The sequence below is a fragment of the Rhizobium sp. GN54 genome (genome assembly GCF_021026345.1).
Taxonomy (GTDB): domain Bacteria; phylum Pseudomonadota; class Alphaproteobacteria; order Rhizobiales; family Rhizobiaceae; genus Mycoplana.
On record NZ_JAJNCZ010000003.1, the window covers coordinates 281,534 to 299,608 of the forward strand.

21 protein-coding genes are annotated in these 18,075 nt (G+C 66.1%); 8 read left to right on the top strand and 13 right to left on the bottom strand.

The genetic code is table 11. The annotated features are described in order from the left end of the window. Window positions 1-150: 150 nt before the first annotated feature. Window positions 151-981 (top strand): aldo/keto reductase, encoded by an 831-nt coding sequence (locus LQK81_RS10620; protein ID WP_230806122.1) that lies wholly within the window; start codon window positions 151-153, stop codon window positions 979-981. Between the two features lie 60 nt (window positions 982-1,041). On the opposite strand, the gene LQK81_RS10625 is transcribed toward LQK81_RS10620, so the two are convergent. From LQK81_RS10625 to LQK81_RS10640, 4 genes are all read right to left on the bottom strand, one after another. Beyond that, window positions 1,042-1,560 (bottom strand): SixA phosphatase family protein, encoded by a 519-nt coding sequence (locus tag LQK81_RS10625; protein ID WP_230806124.1) that lies wholly within the window; start codon window positions 1,558-1,560, stop codon window positions 1,042-1,044. Window positions 1,561-1,727: 167 nt separating this feature from the next. Further along, window positions 1,728-3,137 (bottom strand): 3-isopropylmalate dehydratase large subunit, encoded by a 1,410-nt coding sequence (gene leuC / locus LQK81_RS10630; RefSeq protein ID WP_230806126.1) that lies wholly within the window; start codon window positions 3,135-3,137, stop codon window positions 1,728-1,730. A gap of 240 nt (window positions 3,138-3,377) precedes the next feature. Next, window positions 3,378-4,199: an amino acid ABC transporter permease gene (locus LQK81_RS10635; RefSeq protein WP_230806128.1), complete on the bottom strand. Its 822-nt coding sequence runs from the start codon at window positions 4,197-4,199 to the stop codon at window positions 3,378-3,380. A 7-nt stretch (window positions 4,200-4,206) separates the two neighbouring features. Continuing rightward, on the bottom strand, window positions 4,207-5,004 hold the full coding sequence (locus LQK81_RS10640) for a basic amino acid ABC transporter substrate-binding protein (protein ID WP_230806130.1): 798 nt from the start codon (window positions 5,002-5,004) through the stop codon (window positions 4,207-4,209). 305 nt (window positions 5,005-5,309) lie between these two features. Between LQK81_RS10640 and LQK81_RS10645 the strand changes: the two genes are divergently transcribed. Next, complete coding sequence (locus tag LQK81_RS10645; protein ID WP_230806132.1) at window positions 5,310-5,612, top strand: hypothetical protein; 303 nt, start codon at window positions 5,310-5,312, stop codon at window positions 5,610-5,612. Between the two features lie 59 nt (window positions 5,613-5,671). On the opposite strand, the gene rplS is transcribed toward LQK81_RS10645, so the two are convergent. Continuing rightward, window positions 5,672-6,208, bottom strand: a complete 537-nt coding sequence (rplS, locus tag LQK81_RS10650) for a 50S ribosomal protein L19 (protein WP_230806133.1) — start codon at window positions 6,206-6,208, stop codon at window positions 5,672-5,674. A 311-nt stretch (window positions 6,209-6,519) separates the two neighbouring features. On the opposite strand from rplS, the gene LQK81_RS10655 reads away from it, so the two are divergent. Continuing rightward, window positions 6,520-7,266, top strand: a complete 747-nt coding sequence (locus LQK81_RS10655) for a sulfite exporter TauE/SafE family protein (RefSeq protein ID WP_230806135.1) — start codon at window positions 6,520-6,522, stop codon at window positions 7,264-7,266. Here LQK81_RS10655 and trmD read toward each other — a convergent pair. The 5 genes from trmD to ffh all read right to left on the bottom strand — a co-directional run bounded on the left by trmD (window position 7,248) and on the right by ffh (window position 10,920). Then, window positions 7,248-7,946 (bottom strand): tRNA (guanosine(37)-N1)-methyltransferase TrmD, encoded by a 699-nt coding sequence (trmD, locus tag LQK81_RS10660; protein WP_230806137.1) that lies wholly within the window; start codon window positions 7,944-7,946, stop codon window positions 7,248-7,250. The two genes, LQK81_RS10655 and trmD, sit on opposite strands and share 19 nt — an antisense overlap. A gap of 1 nt (window position 7,947) precedes the next feature. Further along, the gene (rimM, locus tag LQK81_RS10665) at window positions 7,948-8,520 is read right to left on the bottom strand and encodes a ribosome maturation factor RimM (protein WP_230806139.1); all 573 of its coding nucleotides are present in this window, start codon (window positions 8,518-8,520) and stop codon (window positions 7,948-7,950) included. A gap of 100 nt (window positions 8,521-8,620) precedes the next feature. Further along, window positions 8,621-8,986 carry a 30S ribosomal protein S16 gene (gene rpsP / locus LQK81_RS10670; protein ID WP_230806141.1) on the bottom strand — a complete coding sequence of 122 codons (366 nt, stop codon included), beginning with the start codon at window positions 8,984-8,986 and terminating at the stop codon, window positions 8,621-8,623. A 37-nt stretch (window positions 8,987-9,023) separates the two neighbouring features. Next, window positions 9,024-9,347: a chorismate mutase gene (locus tag LQK81_RS10675; protein WP_230806142.1), complete on the bottom strand. Its 324-nt coding sequence runs from the start codon at window positions 9,345-9,347 to the stop codon at window positions 9,024-9,026. 7 nt (window positions 9,348-9,354) lie between these two features. Next, the gene (gene ffh, locus LQK81_RS10680) at window positions 9,355-10,920 is read right to left on the bottom strand and encodes a signal recognition particle protein (RefSeq protein WP_230806144.1); all 1,566 of its coding nucleotides are present in this window, start codon (window positions 10,918-10,920) and stop codon (window positions 9,355-9,357) included. Between the two features lie 334 nt (window positions 10,921-11,254). On the opposite strand from ffh, the gene LQK81_RS10685 reads away from it, so the two are divergent. The 5 genes from LQK81_RS10685 (at window position 11,255) to LQK81_RS10705 (ending at window position 16,448) form a co-directional block, all read left to right on the top strand. Then, complete coding sequence (locus tag LQK81_RS10685; protein WP_230806146.1) at window positions 11,255-11,845, top strand: biliverdin-producing heme oxygenase; 591 nt, start codon at window positions 11,255-11,257, stop codon at window positions 11,843-11,845. A 93-nt stretch (window positions 11,846-11,938) separates the two neighbouring features. Beyond that, window positions 11,939-12,847: a diaminopimelate epimerase gene (dapF, locus tag LQK81_RS10690; protein ID WP_230806148.1), complete on the top strand. Its 909-nt coding sequence runs from the start codon at window positions 11,939-11,941 to the stop codon at window positions 12,845-12,847. Continuing rightward, window positions 12,844-14,121 carry a tRNA (N(6)-L-threonylcarbamoyladenosine(37)-C(2))-methylthiotransferase MtaB gene (gene mtaB / locus LQK81_RS10695; RefSeq protein ID WP_230806150.1) on the top strand — a complete coding sequence of 426 codons (1,278 nt, stop codon included), beginning with the start codon at window positions 12,844-12,846 and terminating at the stop codon, window positions 14,119-14,121. The genes dapF and mtaB overlap by 4 nt, the downstream gene beginning before the upstream one ends. Before the next feature lie 12 nt (window positions 14,122-14,133). Continuing rightward, on the top strand, window positions 14,134-15,798 hold the full coding sequence (ftsY, locus tag LQK81_RS10700; protein WP_230806152.1) for a signal recognition particle-docking protein FtsY: 1,665 nt from the start codon (window positions 14,134-14,136) through the stop codon (window positions 15,796-15,798). Then, a complete protein-coding gene (locus LQK81_RS10705) occupies window positions 15,795-16,448 on the top strand; it encodes a septation protein A (protein WP_269064825.1) in 654 nt (217 codons plus the stop codon). Before ftsY ends, LQK81_RS10705 begins: the two co-directional genes overlap by 4 nt. Window positions 16,449-16,495: 47 nt before the next feature. Here LQK81_RS10705 and LQK81_RS10710 read toward each other — a convergent pair whose 3' ends face one another. From LQK81_RS10710 to LQK81_RS10720, 3 genes are read right to left on the bottom strand one after another with little or no spacing between them, the layout of a single operon-like run. Next, the gene (locus LQK81_RS10710) at window positions 16,496-17,122 is read right to left on the bottom strand and encodes a DsbE family thiol:disulfide interchange protein (RefSeq protein WP_230806154.1); all 627 of its coding nucleotides are present in this window, start codon (window positions 17,120-17,122) and stop codon (window positions 16,496-16,498) included. Further along, entirely contained in the window at window positions 17,119-17,280 is a 162-nt protein-coding gene (gene ccmD, locus LQK81_RS10715; RefSeq protein WP_230806156.1) for a heme exporter protein CcmD, read from the bottom strand. Before ccmD ends, LQK81_RS10710 begins: the two co-directional genes overlap by 4 nt. Then, window positions 17,277-18,062: a heme ABC transporter permease gene (locus tag LQK81_RS10720; RefSeq protein ID WP_230806158.1), complete on the bottom strand. Its 786-nt coding sequence runs from the start codon at window positions 18,060-18,062 to the stop codon at window positions 17,277-17,279. Before LQK81_RS10720 ends, ccmD begins: the two co-directional genes overlap by 4 nt. Window positions 18,063-18,075 lie beyond the last annotated feature (13 nt).

The following is an 18,075-nucleotide window of genomic DNA, read 5'->3' on the forward strand; positions in this document are numbered from 1 at the left end:
GCATCGCCCCGGCCTCCTGCCGACCGAGGTGGAAACCTTGGACCGGGTTCCTATATCTTTCTGGTCGCGCCAGGACCTGCGGCCTCCCCGCGGGCGTTCCGCACCGGCGCCTGTCATCCGATTTGACGCATTCATACATGGAGACCTTTCGTGACCCAGACCCCTGCCATCTCCCTTAGCGACGGCCACACCATCCCCCAGGTCGGACTCGGCGTCTGGCGCACGCCCGACGACGTGGCGGCGCCGGTGGTCAAGACGGCCCTCGCCGCCGGTTACCGCCATATCGACACCGCGGCCATCTACGGCAACGAGGAAGGCGTCGGCGAGGGCATCCGCTCGTCCGGCGTCGACCGGAAGGACATCTTCCTGACCACCAAGCTCTGGAACGACAGCCAGGGCTTCGATTCCACGCTGAAGGCCTTCGACGAAAGCCTGAAGCGTCTCGGCACCGACTATGTCGATCTCTACCTCATCCACTGGCCGGCGCCGCGGAAGGGCCTCTACGTCGACACCTGGAAGGCATTCGTGCGCCTGAAGGCAGAGGGCCGCGCACGGTCGATCGGCGTCTCCAACTTCTATCCCGAGCATCTCGAGATGATCATTGCCGAGACCGGCGAGGAGCCGGTGATCAACCAGATCGAGCTTCATCCCGACTTTCAGCAGAAGGCGGCGCGTCAGGCCCATGCCCCGCGGCGCATCGTGACCGAAAGCTGGAGCCCGCTCGGCCAGGGCCAGTTGCTGGACGACCCCACGATCGGCGCGGTCGCACGCAAGCACGGCCGTACGCCGGCGCAGACGATCATCCGCTGGCATATCGACAACGGCCTGGTCGTGATCCCGAAATCGGTGACCCCGTCGCGGATCGAGGAAAACTTCCAGGTGTTCGACTTCAAGCTGGACGACGACGACCTGGCCGCGATTGCCGCGCTGGACCGCGCGGACGCCCGCATCGGGCCTGATCCGAAGACAGCCGATTTCTGAGCGCGGCGACACGACCTCTTGCCACCGGCGGCCGGGAACCCTTCCGGCCGCCCTCACCTGTCATTCCAGCGATCGCGGCGTCACGAAGCGCTCGAGCGTGCCTGTCCCCGCATGCAGGTCGGACCAGAGCGCGAGCGGCAGGTCGATCACCGCCAGTCCCGCCGTCGGAAACTTTTCCTCAAGCCTCCTCAGCGCCCTGCCCTCCCCGGCTCCGATGAGCGCGGCGGCGAAATGCTGCAGGCCCGGATTGTGCCCGATCAGCATGAGGGTGCGAACCGACGCATCGGTCGCGCGAACGATCTCCAGCAGCCGGTTGGCCGGCGCCTCGTAGAGGACGTCGATCTCGCGCCCTTCCGTGCCCTTCGGCAGACGGGGCGCGACCAGTGCCCATGTCTCCACGGTCCTGCGGGCGCTGGAGACGAGGACGAGATCGGGGATGAGCTTCTCGGCCTGAAGATATTCGCCGATGCGCGGGGCCGCCTTCTGCCCCCGCGGCGCGAGCGGCCGCTCGCGGTCGGCAACCCCGTCCGGCCAGGCGGACTTGGCGTGGCGCAACAGCAAGAGGCGGCGATCGGTCATGTCCGTTCCTTATCAGTGCGTGGCGCAAGAGCGTGCCGCCGATCTTGCGACAATTGCGTGCATCCACAAAGCCCCGAAGCATGAAATGCGACCGTTTCGGCTGTCAAAATGCATGAGGGCCGCCCCGGACGGGACGGCCCTCGCGATCAGATGGCACCGCCAGGCAGTCAGTTGAATTCGCGGATGTCCACGAAGTGGCCGGCAACGGCGGCTGCCGCCGCCATGGCCGGCGAGACGAGGTGCGTGCGGCCCTTGAAGCCCTGGCGGCCCTCGAAGTTGCGGTTCGAGGTCGAGGCGCAACGCTCGCCGGGCTTCAGCCGGTCGTCGTTCATCGCCAGGCACATCGAACAGCCAGGCTCGCGCCAGTCGAAACCGGCTTCCTTGAAGATCCTGTCGAGACCTTCGGCTTCCGCCTGTCCCTTCACCAGACCGGAGCCCGGAACGATCATGGCGGACACGGTCGAAGCGACCTTCTTGCCCTCGACCACCTTGGCGACGGCCCGCAGGTCCTCGATCCGGCCGTTGGTGCAGGAACCGATGAAGACACGGTCGATATTGATGTCGGTGATCTTCGTCCCCGGCTTCAGGCCCATATAGTCAAGCGCGCGCCACTTGGAGGCCCGCTTGGTCTCGTCGGCGATCTCGTCCGGATCGGGAACGCTGCCCTGGACGGAAATGACGTCTTCCGGCGAGGAGCCCCAGGAGACGATCGGCGGCAGGTTGGCCGCATCCAGCACCACGACGCGGTCGTAATGCGCGCCCTCGTCGGTGTGCAGCGTCTTCCAGTAGTCGAGCGCCATGTCCCAGGCCTTGCCCTTCGGCGCGCGCGGCTTGTCCTTGACGTAGGCGAAGGTCGTCTCGTCCGGCGCGATCAGGCCGGCGCGGGCGCCGCCTTCGATCGTCATGTTGCAGATCGTCATGCGGCCCTCCATCGACAGCGAGCGGATCGCCTCGCCGGCGAACTCGATGACGTAGCCGGTGCCGCCGGCGGTGCCGATCTCGCCGATGATGGCGAGGATGATGTCCTTGGCCGTGACGCCGGGCGGCAGCTGGTTGTCAACGCGCACCAGCATGTTCTTCGCCTTCTTCTGGATCAGCGTCTGCGTGGCGAGCACGTGCTCGACCTCGGACGTGCCGATGCCGTGCGCCAGCGCGCCGAAGGCGCCGTGCGTGGAGGTGTGGCTATCGCCGCAGACGATCGTCATGCCCGGCAGCGTGAAGCCCTGCTCGGGACCGACGATGTGCACGATACCCTGGCGGATATCGTTCTCCGAATAGTACTCGACGCCGAAGTCGGCAGCGTTCTTGGCCAACGCCTCGACCTGGATGCGGCTTTCCTCGTTCTTGATGCCGTTCTTGCGATCCGGCGAGGTCGGCACGTTGTGGTCGACGACGGCGAGCGTCTTTTCCGGATGGCGAACCTTGCGACCGGCCATGCGCAGGCCCTCGAAGGCCTGCGGCGAGGTCACCTCGTGAACGAGGTGCCGGTCGATGTAGAGAAGACAGGTGCCGTCTTCCTGCGTGTTGACGACATGGTCGTCCCAGATCTTGTCATAGAGGGTACGAGGTGCGCTCATGGCTCTTCATCCGAGTGATGCGATGGAAATTGGAATACAAATGCGGCCGGGCCGCGGATCCGGCGAGGATCAGGCCAGGCGGCTCGTAAGCGCCCCGCATACCCGCGCGAAGAACCGTACCGGCAGGCGCTTGTGGTCCTGCAGTACGAAAATACGCGCGCCAATGCATGCGAATTTGGATTCCATGGCCGGCCTATACCAGTTTTACCGGCAGGCAGCAATATTGCACGGGCAGACGCCTCAGTTCCCGGCTCCCCTGCGCAGCCGCCTCTCCACGCCCCGCAGCGCCAGCGACAGTCCGATCGTCAGGATCAGGTACACATAGGCGACGATCGAATAGGTCTCGAAGAAGCGGAAGGAGCCGGAGGCATAGATCTTCGCCATCTGGGTGATGTCGGAGACGCCGAGCACCGAGACGAGCGAGGAATCCTTCACCATCGCTACGAAGTCGTTGCCGAGCGGCGGCAGGATGACGCGGATCGCCTGCGGCAGCACGACGAGGCGGAAGCGCTGGCTGCGCGACAGGCCGAGCGCCTTGGCTGCCTCGACCTGTCCCTTGTCCACCGATTGGATGCCGGCGCGGAACACTTCGCCGATGAAGGCGGAATAGCCGATCGTCAGTGCCAGGATCGCCCGCCACATCAGCGAGACGTCCCGCACCAATAAGGGCTCGACATAGCCGGCGGCGACGAGGGGGCCGATCACGAAGTTCACGAACGCCACGACCGCCGGCGCGCCGACGAAGGCGATATAGAACAAGAGCACCAGGATCGGCACGCCGCGGATCACTTCCGTGTAGAAGCGGGCAGCCTGGCGCAGCGCCACGTGGTCGGAGAGGCCGAGCAGCGCCACGCCGAGCCCGAGAAGGGTGGCCAGCAGAAAGCCGACGACGGTGACGAAGATCGTCACCCACAGGCCCTGCAGGATCACGCCGAAGACCTGCGCGTAGATCTCGTTGGCGGCGATCACGACGGCGAGCGCAAGACCGATCGCGACAAGGGCGACCAGCCACCAGGGATAGTCGCCCTTCGTCGTGTCCGAATTCCGGGATGCGGCAGCCATGAAGGGCTTACTGGCCCATCTTGTAGTCGAGGAACCACTTCTTGTTCAAAGCGTCCAGCGTGCCGTCCGCCTTCAATTCGGCGATCGCGGCGTTGACGGGCGCGACGAGTTCCGACCCCTTGGGGAAGATGAAGCCGAAGTCTTCCGTGCCGAGCGGGTCGCCGATCACCTTCAGGGTTCCGTCGGACGCGTCGACATAGCCCTTGGCGGCAACGCTGTCGGTCAGCACCAGGTCGACGTCGCCCGCCTTCAGCGCCTGTACCGTCGCCCCGAAGGTTTCGAACAGCTTGATGCGCGGGTTCTGCTCGTTGCCGTCGAGGATCTCGTAGACGGCGGCATAGAACGGCGAGGTGCCCGGCTGCGCGCCGACGAGGCCGTCGGCGAAGGCGCCGAAGCTCTTGGCGTCGGTGAAGCGGTCCTCGTCGCCGCGGACCAGCATGAACTGCTGGGAGCGCATGTAGGGATCGGAGAAATCGACCTTCTCCTTGCGGTCGTCCTTGATGGTGATGCCGGTCATGCCGATCTCGTACTGGCCGTCATGAACCGCCTGGATCATCGCGTCCCAACTCGTGTTCTGGTACTCGACCTTGAAGTTCAGCCGCTTGGCGATCTCGTTCATCGCATCGTATTCCCAGCCGACCTGCTCGCCGCTCTTCGGATCGACGAACTGCAGCGGCGGATAGGCGTTCTCGGTGACGACCACGACCGTCTTGCCGCCGAGATCCGGAAGCCCGGCCGCAGAGGCCGTGACGGGCATGAGGGCAAGGGCGGAGAGCCCGGCGAGAACGGTACGGCGGGAAAACATCGAAGTGCTCCAGAGAGAGTGTGGCACGCGAAACGTGTCACAGAACAATCGATACTGGCAAGCTTGAATGTGCTCCGGTCACTGCGCGGGCGAAAAATCCGACCTTTCCGACCATACTCGGCGGAAATGAACTTCCAGTGGCATCTTCTGATATGCAACGCTGTACGGAAGCAACTGGAAGAATATAGCGCATCCAGGCAAATGCAGTGGCTGGCATTTGCTCTTGTGGTATCGGAGCTGGCATGCCTTTGAGGTCGCGGGATTTTGTAACTGTGGGCTGGGCTTATGGCACGGAAGCAGCCGCTTTGGCCATCTCGATCCTGGGGGCTGCCGGCATTTTCGTGCTGCCACATTCTTATCATCATGCGTCTGTCGCATGGCATCACGTCACGGCGCTTGGGGGAATCGAACTTCGTGTTCCTGCATCGCAAGCGGGTGACGCTCAGGCCATCCTGGAATCAATCGACCTCTCGCAGTCCCGCCGAAACGCCTGGCTTCGCGCCGCGACCGGCATTCTCCTGCTGATATGGATTGGCATCCCGTTGCCGGCGGGCGGCCTTTTCGCGAGAAGGGCTTTTCCCGCAGCGGAGCAGACGGTTAGCCGGTAGCAGACGGCAAAAAGGCGGCCCGAGAGCCGCCTTTTCGTCAATCCGATGGGATCGATAACTTATTCTGCCGCTGCTTCAGCGTTCTTTGCTGCCTCTTCGGCGGCCTTTGCCTCGGCGGCTTCAGCTGCTGCCTTCTCGGCGGCGAGCGCCTGTGCGGCTGCGACCTTCTCGGCCTCGAGACGTGCCTTTTCCTCGGCGACGGCGGCGCGCTCGGCGTCGTTCAGCTTGCGGGCGCGGGTGCCGGTGTTCTCGACGATACGAGCCGACTTGCCGCGACGGTCGCGCAGGTAGTAGAGCTTGGCGCGACGGACCTTGCCGCGGCGGACGACTTCGACGCTCTCGACGAGCGGCGAGAAGATCGGGAACACGCGCTCGACGCCTTCGCCGTAGGAGATCTTGCGGACGGTGAAGCTCTCGTTGATGCCGCCGCCGGAACGGGCGATGCAGACGCCCTCATAGGCCTGCACGCGGGTACGGCTGCCTTCCGTCACGCGGACGTTGACGCGGAGCGTGTCGCCCGGGGAGAATTCCGGAAGGGTGCGCTTGGCGGCGATCTTTGCGGCCTGTTCGGCCTCGAGCTGTTCAATGATGTTCATCGGTCTAACCTTTACGTTCTTCTGAAACAGCCAGAGCGCTCGACCTTGTCCCTTCGGTGAGAACCTCGGGGAAATGCCCGTTGCCGGACAGGAGCGGATTCGCCATTCTTTGCTTTCGGCTTTCCGGGACGATCCCAAAACCGTGCGCGCAATACACCATTCGGCAGCGCTTGTCATCCCTCGCAGCGCGATAAATCATCGGCCCTTCCGGCTTTTGGAGGATTGCGGCCGACGACTGCGGGCGATATCAGCGCTCCAGGAGGAATGGCCGCCGCGCCGAGGCGGCCAGGGGGACACTACAGGGAGATATCATGTCGATCGTCGATGCCGCAATTCTGTTCGTCGCAGGCTTCCTGTCCGGCGTGGTCAACGCGATTGCCGGCGGCGGCACCTTTCTCACCTTCGGCGCCATGACGCTCACCGGCCTGCCGCCGATCGTCGCCAACGCCACCTCCTCCATCACCCAGTTCCCCGGCTACGTCACCTCCGCCCTCGCCTATCGGCGCGAGATCCGCGCCGACTGGAAGGAGGCGCGCGTCGTCGGCGCGCTGTCGCTGGTCGGCGGGCTTGCCGGCGCGCTGATCCTGCTCTCCATGTCCAATCCGGGCTTCCGCGCGCTCGTGCCCTGGCTCCTGCTGGGCGCGACCGCGGTCTTCGCCGCCGGCCCGCTCCTGAAGCCGAAGCATCTGCATGCCGAACAGCCGCTCGGCCCGCTCGGGCTCGCCGGCCAGTTCGCGACCTCGATCTACGGCGGCTTCTTCGGTGCCGGCATGGGCATCATGACGCTCGCCGTGCTCGGCCTCTCCAAGGGCGGAGACTACCACCGGCTGAACGCGCTGAAGAACTTTCTCGCCATGGTGGTCGCAGGCATCGCCATCGTCATCTTCGCAAGCGGCGAAGTGGTCGGCTGGCCGCAGGCGGCCGTGATGATCCCCGCCGGCGCGATCGGCGGCTATTCCGGCGTCTGGGTGGCCCGCCGCGTTCCGCAGACAGTCATCCGCGCCCTCGTCGTCGCGGTCGGCGGGATCCTGACGGTCTATTATTTCGTCTCGGGCTGAGGGCCGAGCAGGTCCGGGCGGCGCTCCCCGGTCAACCGGCGCGCCTCCGCGATCCGCCATTTCTCGATCTCGCCGTGGTGACCGGAAGTCAGCACCGGCGGGATCTCCCGGCCCTCCCAGACCTGCGGCCGCGTATAGTGCGGATGCTCCAGAAGCCCGCCCTCGAAGCTCTCATGGACGCCGGACAGCGCATTGCCCATCACGCCGGGCAGAATGCGCACGACCGCGTCGAGCAGGATCATCGCCGCCGGCTCCCCGCCGGAAAGGATGTAGTCGCCGATCGAGACCTCTTCGAGCCCGCGCGCGTCGATCACGCGCTGGTCCACGCCCTCGAACCGGCCGCAGACGATGACCGCGCCTTCCTGCGCCGCAAGCTCGCGGACGCGTTGCTGCGTCAGCGGCCGGCCGCGCGGGCTCATCAGCAGCCGCGGCCGCGTGTCACCCTCCGGCGATGCGTGGTCGATCGCCTCTGCGAGCACGTCGGGCTTGAGCACCATGCCGGCTCCGCCGCCGGCCGGCGTATCGTCCACGGTCCGGTGGCGATCGGTGGCGAAATCGCGGATCTGCACCGTCTCCAGCAGCCAGTCGCCGCGCGCAAGCGCCTTGCCGGACAGGGACTGGCCGAGAAAGCCCGGAAACATCTCCGGGTAGAGGGTCAGGACGGTGGCGCGGAAAGCCACGTCATTCCTCCTTGCGCGGCGGGCGCCGCCTGCGGCTGCCCGGCCCCTCCTCGTCGTCGCCCTCGAGGCCGGCAGCGACGGGATCGATCAGCAGACGGCCGTTTTCGAGATCGATCTCGATCACGGCCGTCTCGGAGAAGGGAATGAGTACCGGCCGCCTGCCGGGCCCCTTCAGTTCCAGAAGATCGCCGGCGCCGAAATCGAAGATGCCGCTGACGGTGCCGTGGCTGCGCCCGGTCGCATCGACCGCTTCCAGTCCTTCGAGATCGGCATAGAAGAACTCGTCGTCGTCCAGTTCCTCGTCCGGCAGCTTGTCGCGCTCGATGTAGAGGTCCAGGCCCCGCAGCGCTTCCGCCGCCGTGCGATCGTTCACGCCGCGGAAACGGACCACCGCCATCTCCTTGGCCTCGCGGATCTCCAGCACCTCGAAGACCCGGCCGTCCTCGCTGTGGAGGTTTCCGTAGTCGCCGAGCGAAACGGGGTCGAGCGTGAAGCTCTTGACGCGGACTTCGCCGCGCAGGCCCTGCGCTGCGCCGATCGTGCCCATCAGCACGGGGTTTTGAAGTTTGTTCATCGATCCGGTCCGCGCTCACACAATCAGACAAGGGTTGGGGCCCAAACGAAAACGGGCGGCATGAGACACGCCGCCCGCTGGAATCTGGCCCGGCCGGCGATTACTCGGCAGCAGCGGCAGCAGCGGCGTCTTCGGCCTTCTGCTTCTTCTCGGCAACGCGCTCGAGCGCCTTCTTGCCCGGCTTTGCCTTTTCCGGGTTGTTGCGGGCGTCGCGCTTGGCAAGGCCGGCCTCGTTCAGGAAGCGCAGGACACGGTCGGTCGGCTGGGCGCCCTTGGCAAGCCAGTCCTTGATACGGTCGGCGTCGAGCTCGACGCGCTTGGCGTCTTCCTTGCCGAGCATCGGGTTCCAGGAACCGACCTTCTCCAGGAAGCGGCCGTCGCGCGGCGAACGGGCGTCGGCAACGACGATCTGGTAGTAGGGGCGCTTCTTGGAACCACCACGGGCGAGACGGATCTTCAGGGACATTTCATTTCTCCTTGAGCGAATGACTGACCGCTTTTCTCTAAGCGGTATGCTGGTTGTTGGAGCCGCTGTAATCGGCGGCGATGGCTTCATGATGCCGGATCACCTCGCGGATGACGAAGTTCAGGAACTTCTCCGCGAAATCCGGGTCCAGATTGGCGTCCTTCGCCAGGCGGCGGAGGCGTTCGATCTGGTATTCCTCGCGCGCCGGGTCCGCCGGCGGCAAATCGTGGGTGGCCTTGAGCACGCCGACCGCCTTGGTGCAGCGGAAGCGCTCGGCCAGGATATGCACCAGGGCGGCGTCGATATTGTCGATCGACTGGCGATACTCGGCCAGTTGCTTCTTGATGTCCGGATCGATCATCGCCCCCTCACTTCTTCTTCGGCAGGCCGGGAAGGCCCGGGAATCCGCCACCGAGACCGGGCAACTTGCCGGGAAGGCCCGGAAGCCCGCCATTGCCGCCGAGGCCCGGCAGGCCGCCGCCCGGCTTGATGCCGGCGGCTTCCGCCTGCTTCTGCAGGGCTTCCAGTTGCTTCGGGTCGAGCTTCGACAGGTCGGGCATCCCGCCCATGCCGCCGCCGAGGCCCATCTTGCCGGCAAGGCCGCCCAACATCTGCTTCATCATGCCGCCGCCCTTCTTGCCGCCCATCATCTTCATCATGTCCGCCATCTGGCGGTGCATCTTCAGAAGCTTGTTGATGTCGGCCGCATCGGTGCCGGAGCCGGCCGCGATGCGCTTCTTGCGGGAGTGCTTCAAAAGGTCGGGATTGGTGCGCTCGGCCTTGGTCATCGACGAGATGATGGCGATCTGGCGCCCGAACATCTTGTCGTCGAGGCCGGCGGCGGCCATCTTGTCCTTCATGCCGGCCATGCCGGGCATCAGCCCCATGATGCCGCCCATGCCGCCCATCTTCTGCATCTGGCGCAGCTGGTCGGCGAGGTCGTTGAGGTCGAACTTGCCCTTGGCCATCTTGGCGGCCATGGCGGCCGCCTTCTCGGCGTCGATGTTCTCCGCCGCCTTCTCGACGAGCGAGACGATGTCGCCCATGCCGAGGATGCGGTCGGCGACGCGGCGGGGATGGAACTCCTCCAGCTCGCCCATCTTCTCACCAACGCCGATCAGCTTGATCGGCTTGCCGGTGACGGCGCGCATGGAAAGCGCCGCGCCGCCGCGGCCGTCGCCGTCCATGCGGGTCAGCACGAGGCCGGTGATGCCGACACGATCGTCGAAGTTGCGGGCGAGGTTGACGGCGTCCTGGCCGGTCAGCGCGTCGGCGACGAGCAGGATCTCGTGCGGGTTGGAATTCCGCTTGATCTCCGCCATCTCGATCATCAGCGGCTCGTCGATATGGGTGCGGCCAGCGGTGTCGAGGATGACGACGTCGTGGCCGCCGAGCTTGGCCGCCTGCACGGCGCGGGCGGCGATGTCGGTCGGCGACTGGCCGGCGATAACCGGCAGCGTGTCGATGCCGGTCTGGACGCCGAGCTGGCGCAACTGCTCCTGCGCGGCCGGACGGCGCGTGTCGAGCGAGGCCATCAGGACCTTCTTCTTGTCGCGCGTCTTCAGCCGGTTGGCGATCTTGCCCGAGGTGGTCGTCTTGCCCGAGCCCTGCAGGCCCACCATCATGACGACGACGGGCGCAGCCGCATTGAGGTCGATCGAGACGCCCTCGGAGCCGAGCATCGAGACCAGCTCGTCATGCACGATCTTGACGACCATCTGGCCGGGCTTGATCGACTTCAGGATTTCCGCGCCGACCGCCTTCTCGCGCACCGCATCGGTAAAGGAGCGGACCACTTCCAGCGCCACGTCCGCTTCCAGGAGCGCGCGACGGACCTCGCGCAGCGCCGCCGAGACGTCGGCCTCGGAGAGCGCACCGCGGCCTGTCAGCCCATTCAAGATGGCGCCAAGGCGGTCCTGGAGTGTTTCAAACATCGCGTCGTCCTTCTGGTTTCCGGCTTCCCGGAAACGTCGGTGCACTCTGCGACGAAAACAAGACGCAAAGCCAAAAACCACCCGAGGGCGCATAGCGCTGTCGGGTGTTGACCTCCGGGATCGCTTTATACCTTCTCGGGTCCCGGTCGGCGGCTTCAAGTGTCTGAACTTGTCGCAGATGGCGCGGATAAACAGGAAAGCTGCGCCGAAGTCAAGGATGGAGGCCGAAAATGCGCCGGAACCGGCAGAACAGCATGCGTCCTCGAACTCCCGCCTTGACGAAAGATGCTCACATTTGCTTGATACGCTAATTCATGAGTTTTTGGGGAAAGAAATGCAGACCGAACTGGAAAATCCCGCCGAAGCCACCCGCATCCAGCGTCTGAAGGCGATGACGGAAGCCACGCACGACCGTCTCGACAAGCGCATCATGGCCGCCGAGCCCTTCGCGACCAAGGAACGATACGCACGGTTTCTGTCCGTGCAGCACGGCTTCCATACCGATGTCGCCCCGCTCTATGCCGCGCCGGAACTGAACCGGCTGCTGCCGGGCCTTGCCGACCGCTGCCGCTTCGAGGCGATCAGGCAGGATATCCGCGACGTCACCGGCAACGAGCCGTCCGACATCGCCGGCCGGAACGGCGCGCTCGACCTGCCGACGGCGCTCGGCTGGGTCTACGTCGCCGAAGGGTCGAACCTCGGCGCCGCCTTCCTCTTGAAGGAAGCGATCAAGCTCGGCCTGTCGGAAGAGGACGGCGCACGGCATCTCGCCGGCCATCCGAGCGGCCGCGGCCTGCACTGGCGCAATTTCGTTTCCGCCTACAACACGCTGCCCCTGTCGGAAGAAGACGAGATCAGGGTGGCCGAGGGCGCCAGGGCCGCCTTCAACCGGGTGCATGCCCTGGTGGAAGAGAGCTTTGCCTGAGGCCGGATAGGCTCGCCTGCCACTGGTAATTTCCCTGCAATTCCGCCATATACGCCGGAAAGCGGGCAATCGGCGCCCGACGGGATGGGCAACATGGCAGACTTTGTCGCATTCGCGAGGATGAACGGGCTTGGCAACAAGATCCTGGTCGTCGACATGCGCGGCCGCACCGACCGGGTGACGTCGGAGGCGGCGGTCGCGCTCACCGCGAACGCCGAGACCGCCTTCGACCAGATCATGGCGATCCACGATCCGAAGGCGGACGGCACCGACGCCTTCATCGACATTCTCAACTGCGACGGCAGCAAGGCGCAGGCCTGCGGCAACGGCACGCGCTGCGTCGTCCAGGCGCTTGCCGCAGAAACCGGCAGGAAGGCCTTCGCTTTCCAGACCGTCGCCGGCATCCTGAATGCGGTGGAGCACGAGGACGGCACGATCTCCGTCGACATGGGCAAGCCCGTCTTCGAGTGGGACAGGATCCCACTTTCCGAGGAGTTCTTCGACACCCGCCGTATCGAGTTGCAGATCGGCCCGATCGACGATCCCGTGCTGCATTCGCCCTCGGCCATGTCGATGGGCAATCCGCACGCCATTTTCTGGGTCGATCGCGACGTGATGTCCTTCGACCTCGCCCGCTTCGGCCCGCTGCTCGAGAACCATCCGATTTTCCCCGAACGGGCCAACATCACGCTCGCCGAGGTCACCTCGCGCTCGTCGATGACGACGCGGACCTGGGAGCGCGGCGCCGGGCTGACGCTCGCCTGCGGCTCCGCCGCCTGCGCCGCCGCCGTCAGCGGCGCCCGGACGGGCCGCACCGGGCGCAAGGTCGCCGTCACCGTCGCCAGCAGCCCGAACCGCGGCACGCTCGACATCGAGTGGCGCGAGAGCGACGACCACGTGATCATGACCGGGCCCGCCGAATGGGAGTGGTCCGGCACCGTCGATCCCGCAACCGGGACCTGGCGGCGCGACGGGGCCGAAGGCGGAGCGGCCGCGCTTTGAGCGGCGTCGAGGTCATAACCTTCGGCTGCCGTCTCAACACCTACGAATCGGAAGTGATGCGCGGCGAGGCCGAGAAGGCGGGGCTGAACAACGCCATCCTCGTCAACACCTGCGCCGTCACCGGCGAGGCCGTGCGCCAGGCCCGCCAGGCGATCCGCCGCGCCCGCCGCGACAATCCCCATGCCCGCATCATCGTCACCGGCTGCGCCGCGCAGACGGAGCAGGAAACCTTTGCCGGCATGCCGGAGGTGGACGCCGTGCTCGGCAACGAGGAAAAGCTGCGGAGCGCCTCCTACCGGTCCCTGCCGGATTTCGGCGTCTCGGCGGAAGAGAAGGTCCGCGTCAACGACATCATGGGCGTGACCGAGACCGCGCCGCAGATGGTCAAGGCGATCGACGGCCACGTGCGCGCCTTCATCCAGGTCCAGAACGGCTGCGACCACCGCTGCACCTTCTGCATCATCCCCTATGGTCGCGGCAATTCCCGCTCCGTGCCGATGGGCGCGATCGTCGACCAGGCGCGCAGGCTCGTCGACGGCGGCTACCGCGAGATCGTGCTGACCGGCGTCGACGCCACGAGCTACGGCGCCGACCTCCCCGGGCAGCCGAGCCTCGGCCTGCTGGCAAAGACGCTCCTGAAGCAGGTGCCGGATATCCTCCGGCTCAGGCTCTCCTCCATCGACGGCATCGAGGCGGACAGCCATCTCTTCGACCTGATCGCCGACGAGCCGCGCTTCATGCCCCATCTGCACCTGTCCCTGCAGCACGGCGACGACCTGATCCTGAAGCGGATGAAGCGGCGGCATTCTCGCCGGGACGCGATCGATTTCTGTCGCGAGGCGCGCAGCCTCCGGCCGGAGATCAGTTTCGGCGCCGACATGATCGCCGGCTTTCCGACCGAGACGGCGGAGATGGCGGAGCGGAGTGCGACACTCGCCGAGGCATGCGGCATCGCGCAGTTGCATGTCTTCCCCTACAGCCCCCGGCCCGGCACGCCGGCGGCACGCATGCCGCAACTCGACCGGACGCTGGTCAAGGAGCGCGCCGCGCGCCTGCGCGAGACTGGACAAAAGCTGCAACTGGCCCATCTCTCCGCCATGGTGGGAAGCCGGCAAACGATCCTTGTCGAAAACAACGGACTGGCGCATACGGAGAACTTCACGCTGGCCGATGCCGCAGGCCTTGTCCCGCGTGAACTTGTTTCGGTGGTCGTCACCGGCCACAATGGCAAGCACCTGACCGTGCGGGCAGACCCCGCATCCGTTCGCAACTAGCGGAAATCATTCATGGCCTTCGGCTTCATCAAGAAAGTCTTCACCTTCGGCAAGGACGCAGCCCCTGCGCCACAAACGCATGAGGAGGCCGTAAAGCCCGCTCCGGTCCCCCAGGTCGAGGACGCCGGTCTTCCGCAGTCGGCACCGCTCGACGCCGCACCGGTCGAACCTGCCGGCGAGCATGATCTCCTGCTCGAGGAGGCCGAGGCTGCCAATCCCGAGGCGGCACATCATCGCGAGCCGCAGGTCGACATCTACCCGCTCCCGCCGGTCACCCACTCGCTGCCCCTGGCGCCCGACGAGGTGATCGCGCCGGAGATCGAGACGGCCGGCGGCCCGGCACCGGACCTGGCCGGGCCTGCCGGTGAAGCCGGGGAAGCCGCAGGGGAGCCGGAAACGGCGCTGACCCCCGAGGCGGAGGCGATCCGCGCCGCCGAACTGGTCAATATCGGCCTCGGCGGCGTCGAGCACGCCCATGAGGAGATCGAGGCAGCCGAAGCAGCAGCGAACGCTGCGGCGACCGACGACGACTTCCGGGCGGCCGATGCCGATGCGGAGGCGGCGCTTTCCGAACCCTCGCCCGTGCCCGCCGACGAACCCGTCGCACCCCCGGCAAGGCCCGTAAAACCCAAGGCAAGAAAGACGAAGCCGGCCGAGCCGGACGTCGCCGAGGAAAGCCGCCCCGAACCGGTGCTGCCGAAGGGCTTCTCCACGGCCGACCACAAGCCGAAGGAACAGCCTGCGGCACCCGCCCCAAGGCTCAGTTGGTTCCAGCGCCTGCGCGCCGGCCTGGCGCGCACCTCGACGCAACTGACCGGCCAGATCGCCAGCCTCTTCACCAAGCGCAAGCTCGACGATGCGACGCTGCAGGATCTGGAAGATCTCCTGATCCAGGCCGACCTCGGCGTCGAGACGGCGCTGCGCATCACCGATACGCTCGCCGCCGAGCGCTACGGCAAGGACGTCACCGGCGAGGACGTCGGCCGCATCATGGCCGGCGAGATCACCAAGGTGCTCGAGCCCGTCGCAAAGCCGCTCGAACTCGATCTTTCGCACAAGCCGCACGTCATCCTCGTTGTCGGCGTCAACGGCACGGGCAAGACGACGACGATCGGCAAGCTCGCAGCCAAGCTGTCGGGCGCCGGCCTGAAGGTGATGATGGCCGCGGGTGACACCTTCCGCGCCGCTGCGATCGAACAGCTGAAGATCTGGGCCGAGCGCACCGGCTCCGACATCGTCTCCTCCAAGCTCGGCGCCGACGCCGCCGGCCTCGCCTACGAGGCCTATGAGCAGGCGAAGGAAAAGAAGAGCGATGTCCTCATCGTCGACACCGCCGGCCGGCTGCAGAACAAGGCCGAGCTGATGGCGGAACTGGAAAAGATCGTCCGCGTGCTCGGCAAGCTCGATCCGGACGCGCCGCACACCGTGCTGCAGACGCTCGACGCCACGACGGGCCAGAACGCGATGAACCAGGTGGAAATTTTCCGCAACGTCGCCGGCGTCTCCGGCCTGATCATGACAAAATTGGACGGTACGGCACGCGGCGGCATCCTGGTGGCGATTGCCGCCAAGCACAAGCTGCCGGTCTATTTCATCGGCGTCGGCGAAGGGATCGAAGATCTCGAACCGTTCGAGGCGAAGGATTTCGCGCAGGCGATTGCAGGGGTTGAGGCATGAGCAACGACAGGATCATCGAGACGCTGGACGACGCCGGCAAGCCCAAGATCAGCCCGGCGCTGAAGCTGGTGCTGGAACTTGGGCCCCTCGTCGTCTTCTTCTTCGCCAATTCGCGCGGCGAATGGCTGGCGGGGCATTTCCCCGCCCTTGCCGAGCTCGGCGGCCCGATCTTCATCGCCACCGGCCTGTTCATGGCAGCCACGGCGGCCGCGCTTGTCGTCTCCTGGGTGCTGACGCGGACGCTCCCGATGATGCCGCTGGTCTCGGGCATCGTCGTCTTCGTCTTCGGCGCGCTGACGCTCTGGCTGCAGAACGACACCTTCATCAAGATGAAGCCGACCATCGTCAACACGCTGTTCGGCGCGATCCTGCTCGGCGGCCTTGCCTTCGGCAAGCCGCTGCTCGGCTACGTCTTCAACGCCGCCTTCAAGCTGACCGACGAGGGCTGGCGCAAGCTGACGCTGCGCTGGGGCCTGTTCTTCCTGGTGCTCGCCGTGCTGAACGAGGTGGTCTGGCGCCAGTTCTCGACGGACTTCTGGGTGGCCTTCAAGGTCTGGGGCACGATGCCGATCACCATCCTCTTCACGCTCGCCCAGATGCCGCTGATCATGAAGTATTCGGCCGAACCGGCAGAGACCAAGACGCCCTGAGGACGGCAGGGGCGGCCGACAGCGCGGCCAGCCCTGCCACCTGACGGTCAGCCCGCCTGTGCGGGTGCGCCCAGTGCCTTCTCGATCGCCGGCATCAGTCCGTTCCTCAGGCTGTTCTCGTCGAACGGACCGACCTTCTTGTAGAGGATCGTGCCGTCTGGGCCGACGAGATAGCTTTCCGGAATGCCGTAGACCCCGAAGTCGATCGCCATCTTGCCGTTCGGGTCCAGCCCGATGGCGGCAAACGGATTGCCGAGCTCGCCGAGGAAGCGCAGCGCGTTCTCGTTGCCGTCCTTGTAGTTGACGCCGACGACGGTCAGGCGCGGATCCTGCGACAGCGCCATGATCGCCGGATGCTCCTGCCGGCAGGGTACGCACCAGGACGCCCAGAAATTGACGAGGGTCAGCTTGCCCTTCGTCGTCTCGGTGCCCAGCGCCGGGATCGCAACGCCGTCGCGCATCGCCCCCGCCAGGGGTTCCAGATCGCGGAACGGCGCCTTCGTGCCGATCAGCGCCGACGGGATCTCCGAGATATCGCGCCCCGAGCGCAGCTGGAAGAAGAAGATCGCCGCCAGCGCCACGAAGATCGCCAGCGGCAACAGCGCCAGCAGCACGCGCGTGCGCGATCCGGACGGCCTTGCTTGCGCCGCCTTTTCGTCTGCCGGCACGCTCATCTCGCCTCTCCGGCAGAGCGGCGGCGGATGCCGGCGGCCTCCAGCGCCGCCAGTTCGCGCCGGCGCGCGCGGCCGTCGAGCCAGACCCAGAGGATGAGGGCGGCAACTGTCAGGAAGGCGGCCGCATAGGCGGCGGCGACATAGGTGGCATGGTTCATCGCAGCGTCTCCTCGCGGGCAGCCGCGCCATGCCCGGCGGCGCGCGCGGCCAGCCGCCGCAGGGTCGCCACGCGCCGGCGCAGGATCTCGTTGCGCATCGCAAGGATGTGCAGCGTGAAGAACAGCAGCGTGAAGGCGATCGCCATGACAACGAGCGGGCGCAGGAATTCCGGGTCGATCGTCGGTCCGTCGAGGCGGATGACGCTGGCCGGCTGGTGCAGCGTGTTCCACCAGTCGACCGAGAACTTGATGATCGGGATGTTCACGAAACCGACGAGGATCAGGATGGCGCTCACCCTGGCCGCCCGCGTCGGATCGTCGACCGCGCGGTTCAGCGCGATCAGGCCGAGATACATCAGAAAGAGCACGAACACCGAGGTCAGCCGCGCGTCCCACACCCACCAGGTGCCCCACATCGGCTTGCCCCACAGCGAACCGGTGATGAGCGCGATGAAGGTGAAACAGGCGCCGATCGGCGCGGCCATCTTCGCCGAGACGTCGGCGAGCGGATGCCGCCAGACGAGGGTTCCGAGCGCCGAGAGCGCCATCACCGAGTAGCACATCATCGACAGCCAGGCGGCGGGGACGTGGATGTACATGATCCGCACCGTCTCGCCCTGCTGGTAGTCGCCGACGGTCGAAAAACAGAGATAGAGGCCGATGGCGAAAAACAGCGCCGTCGCCGCCGCCATCCATGGCCAGACGATCGCGCTCAACGCCAGGAACCGGGTCGGGTTGGCGAGATCGGAAAACTTGCGGATGGCCAGGCTCTGTTCGCTCATGGGCTCTATCTAC

Excerpts from the sequence above, each read along its gene's own strand:
- LQK81_RS10625 (WP_230806124.1), bottom strand. The coding sequence starts at position 1,560 with ATGACCGATCGCCGCCTCTTGCTGTTGCGCCACGCCAAGTCCGCCTGG.
- leuC (WP_230806126.1), bottom strand. The coding sequence starts at position 3,137 with ATGAGCGCACCTCGTACCCTCTATGACAAGATCTGGGACGACCATGTC.
- LQK81_RS10635 (WP_230806128.1), bottom strand. The coding sequence starts at position 4,199 with ATGGCTGCCGCATCCCGGAATTCGGACACGACGAAGGGCGACTATCCC.
- LQK81_RS10640 (WP_230806130.1), bottom strand. The coding sequence starts at position 5,004 with ATGTTTTCCCGCCGTACCGTTCTCGCCGGGCTCTCCGCCCTTGCCCTC.
- rplS (WP_230806133.1), bottom strand. The coding sequence starts at position 6,208 with ATGAACATCATTGAACAGCTCGAGGCCGAACAGGCCGCAAAGATCGCC.
- LQK81_RS10655 (WP_230806135.1), top strand. The coding sequence starts at position 6,520 with ATGTCGATCGTCGATGCCGCAATTCTGTTCGTCGCAGGCTTCCTGTCC.
- rimM (WP_230806139.1), bottom strand. The coding sequence starts at position 8,520 with ATGAACAAACTTCAAAACCCCGTGCTGATGGGCACGATCGGCGCAGCG.
- rpsP (WP_230806141.1), bottom strand. The coding sequence starts at position 8,986 with ATGTCCCTGAAGATCCGTCTCGCCCGTGGTGGTTCCAAGAAGCGCCCC.
- LQK81_RS10675 (WP_230806142.1), bottom strand. The coding sequence starts at position 9,347 with ATGATCGATCCGGACATCAAGAAGCAACTGGCCGAGTATCGCCAGTCG.
- ffh (WP_230806144.1), bottom strand. The coding sequence starts at position 10,920 with ATGTTTGAAACACTCCAGGACCGCCTTGGCGCCATCTTGAATGGGCTG.
- LQK81_RS10685 (WP_230806146.1), top strand. The coding sequence starts at position 11,255 with ATGCAGACCGAACTGGAAAATCCCGCCGAAGCCACCCGCATCCAGCGT.
- dapF (WP_230806148.1), top strand. The coding sequence starts at position 11,939 with ATGGCAGACTTTGTCGCATTCGCGAGGATGAACGGGCTTGGCAACAAG.
- ftsY (WP_230806152.1), top strand. The coding sequence starts at position 14,134 with ATGGCCTTCGGCTTCATCAAGAAAGTCTTCACCTTCGGCAAGGACGCA.
- LQK81_RS10705 (WP_269064825.1), top strand. The coding sequence starts at position 15,795 with ATGAGCAACGACAGGATCATCGAGACGCTGGACGACGCCGGCAAGCCC.
- LQK81_RS10710 (WP_230806154.1), bottom strand. The coding sequence starts at position 17,122 with ATGAGCGTGCCGGCAGACGAAAAGGCGGCGCAAGCAAGGCCGTCCGGA.
- ccmD (WP_230806156.1), bottom strand. The coding sequence starts at position 17,280 with ATGAACCATGCCACCTATGTCGCCGCCGCCTATGCGGCCGCCTTCCTG.
- LQK81_RS10720 (WP_230806158.1), bottom strand. The coding sequence starts at position 18,062 with ATGAGCGAACAGAGCCTGGCCATCCGCAAGTTTTCCGATCTCGCCAAC.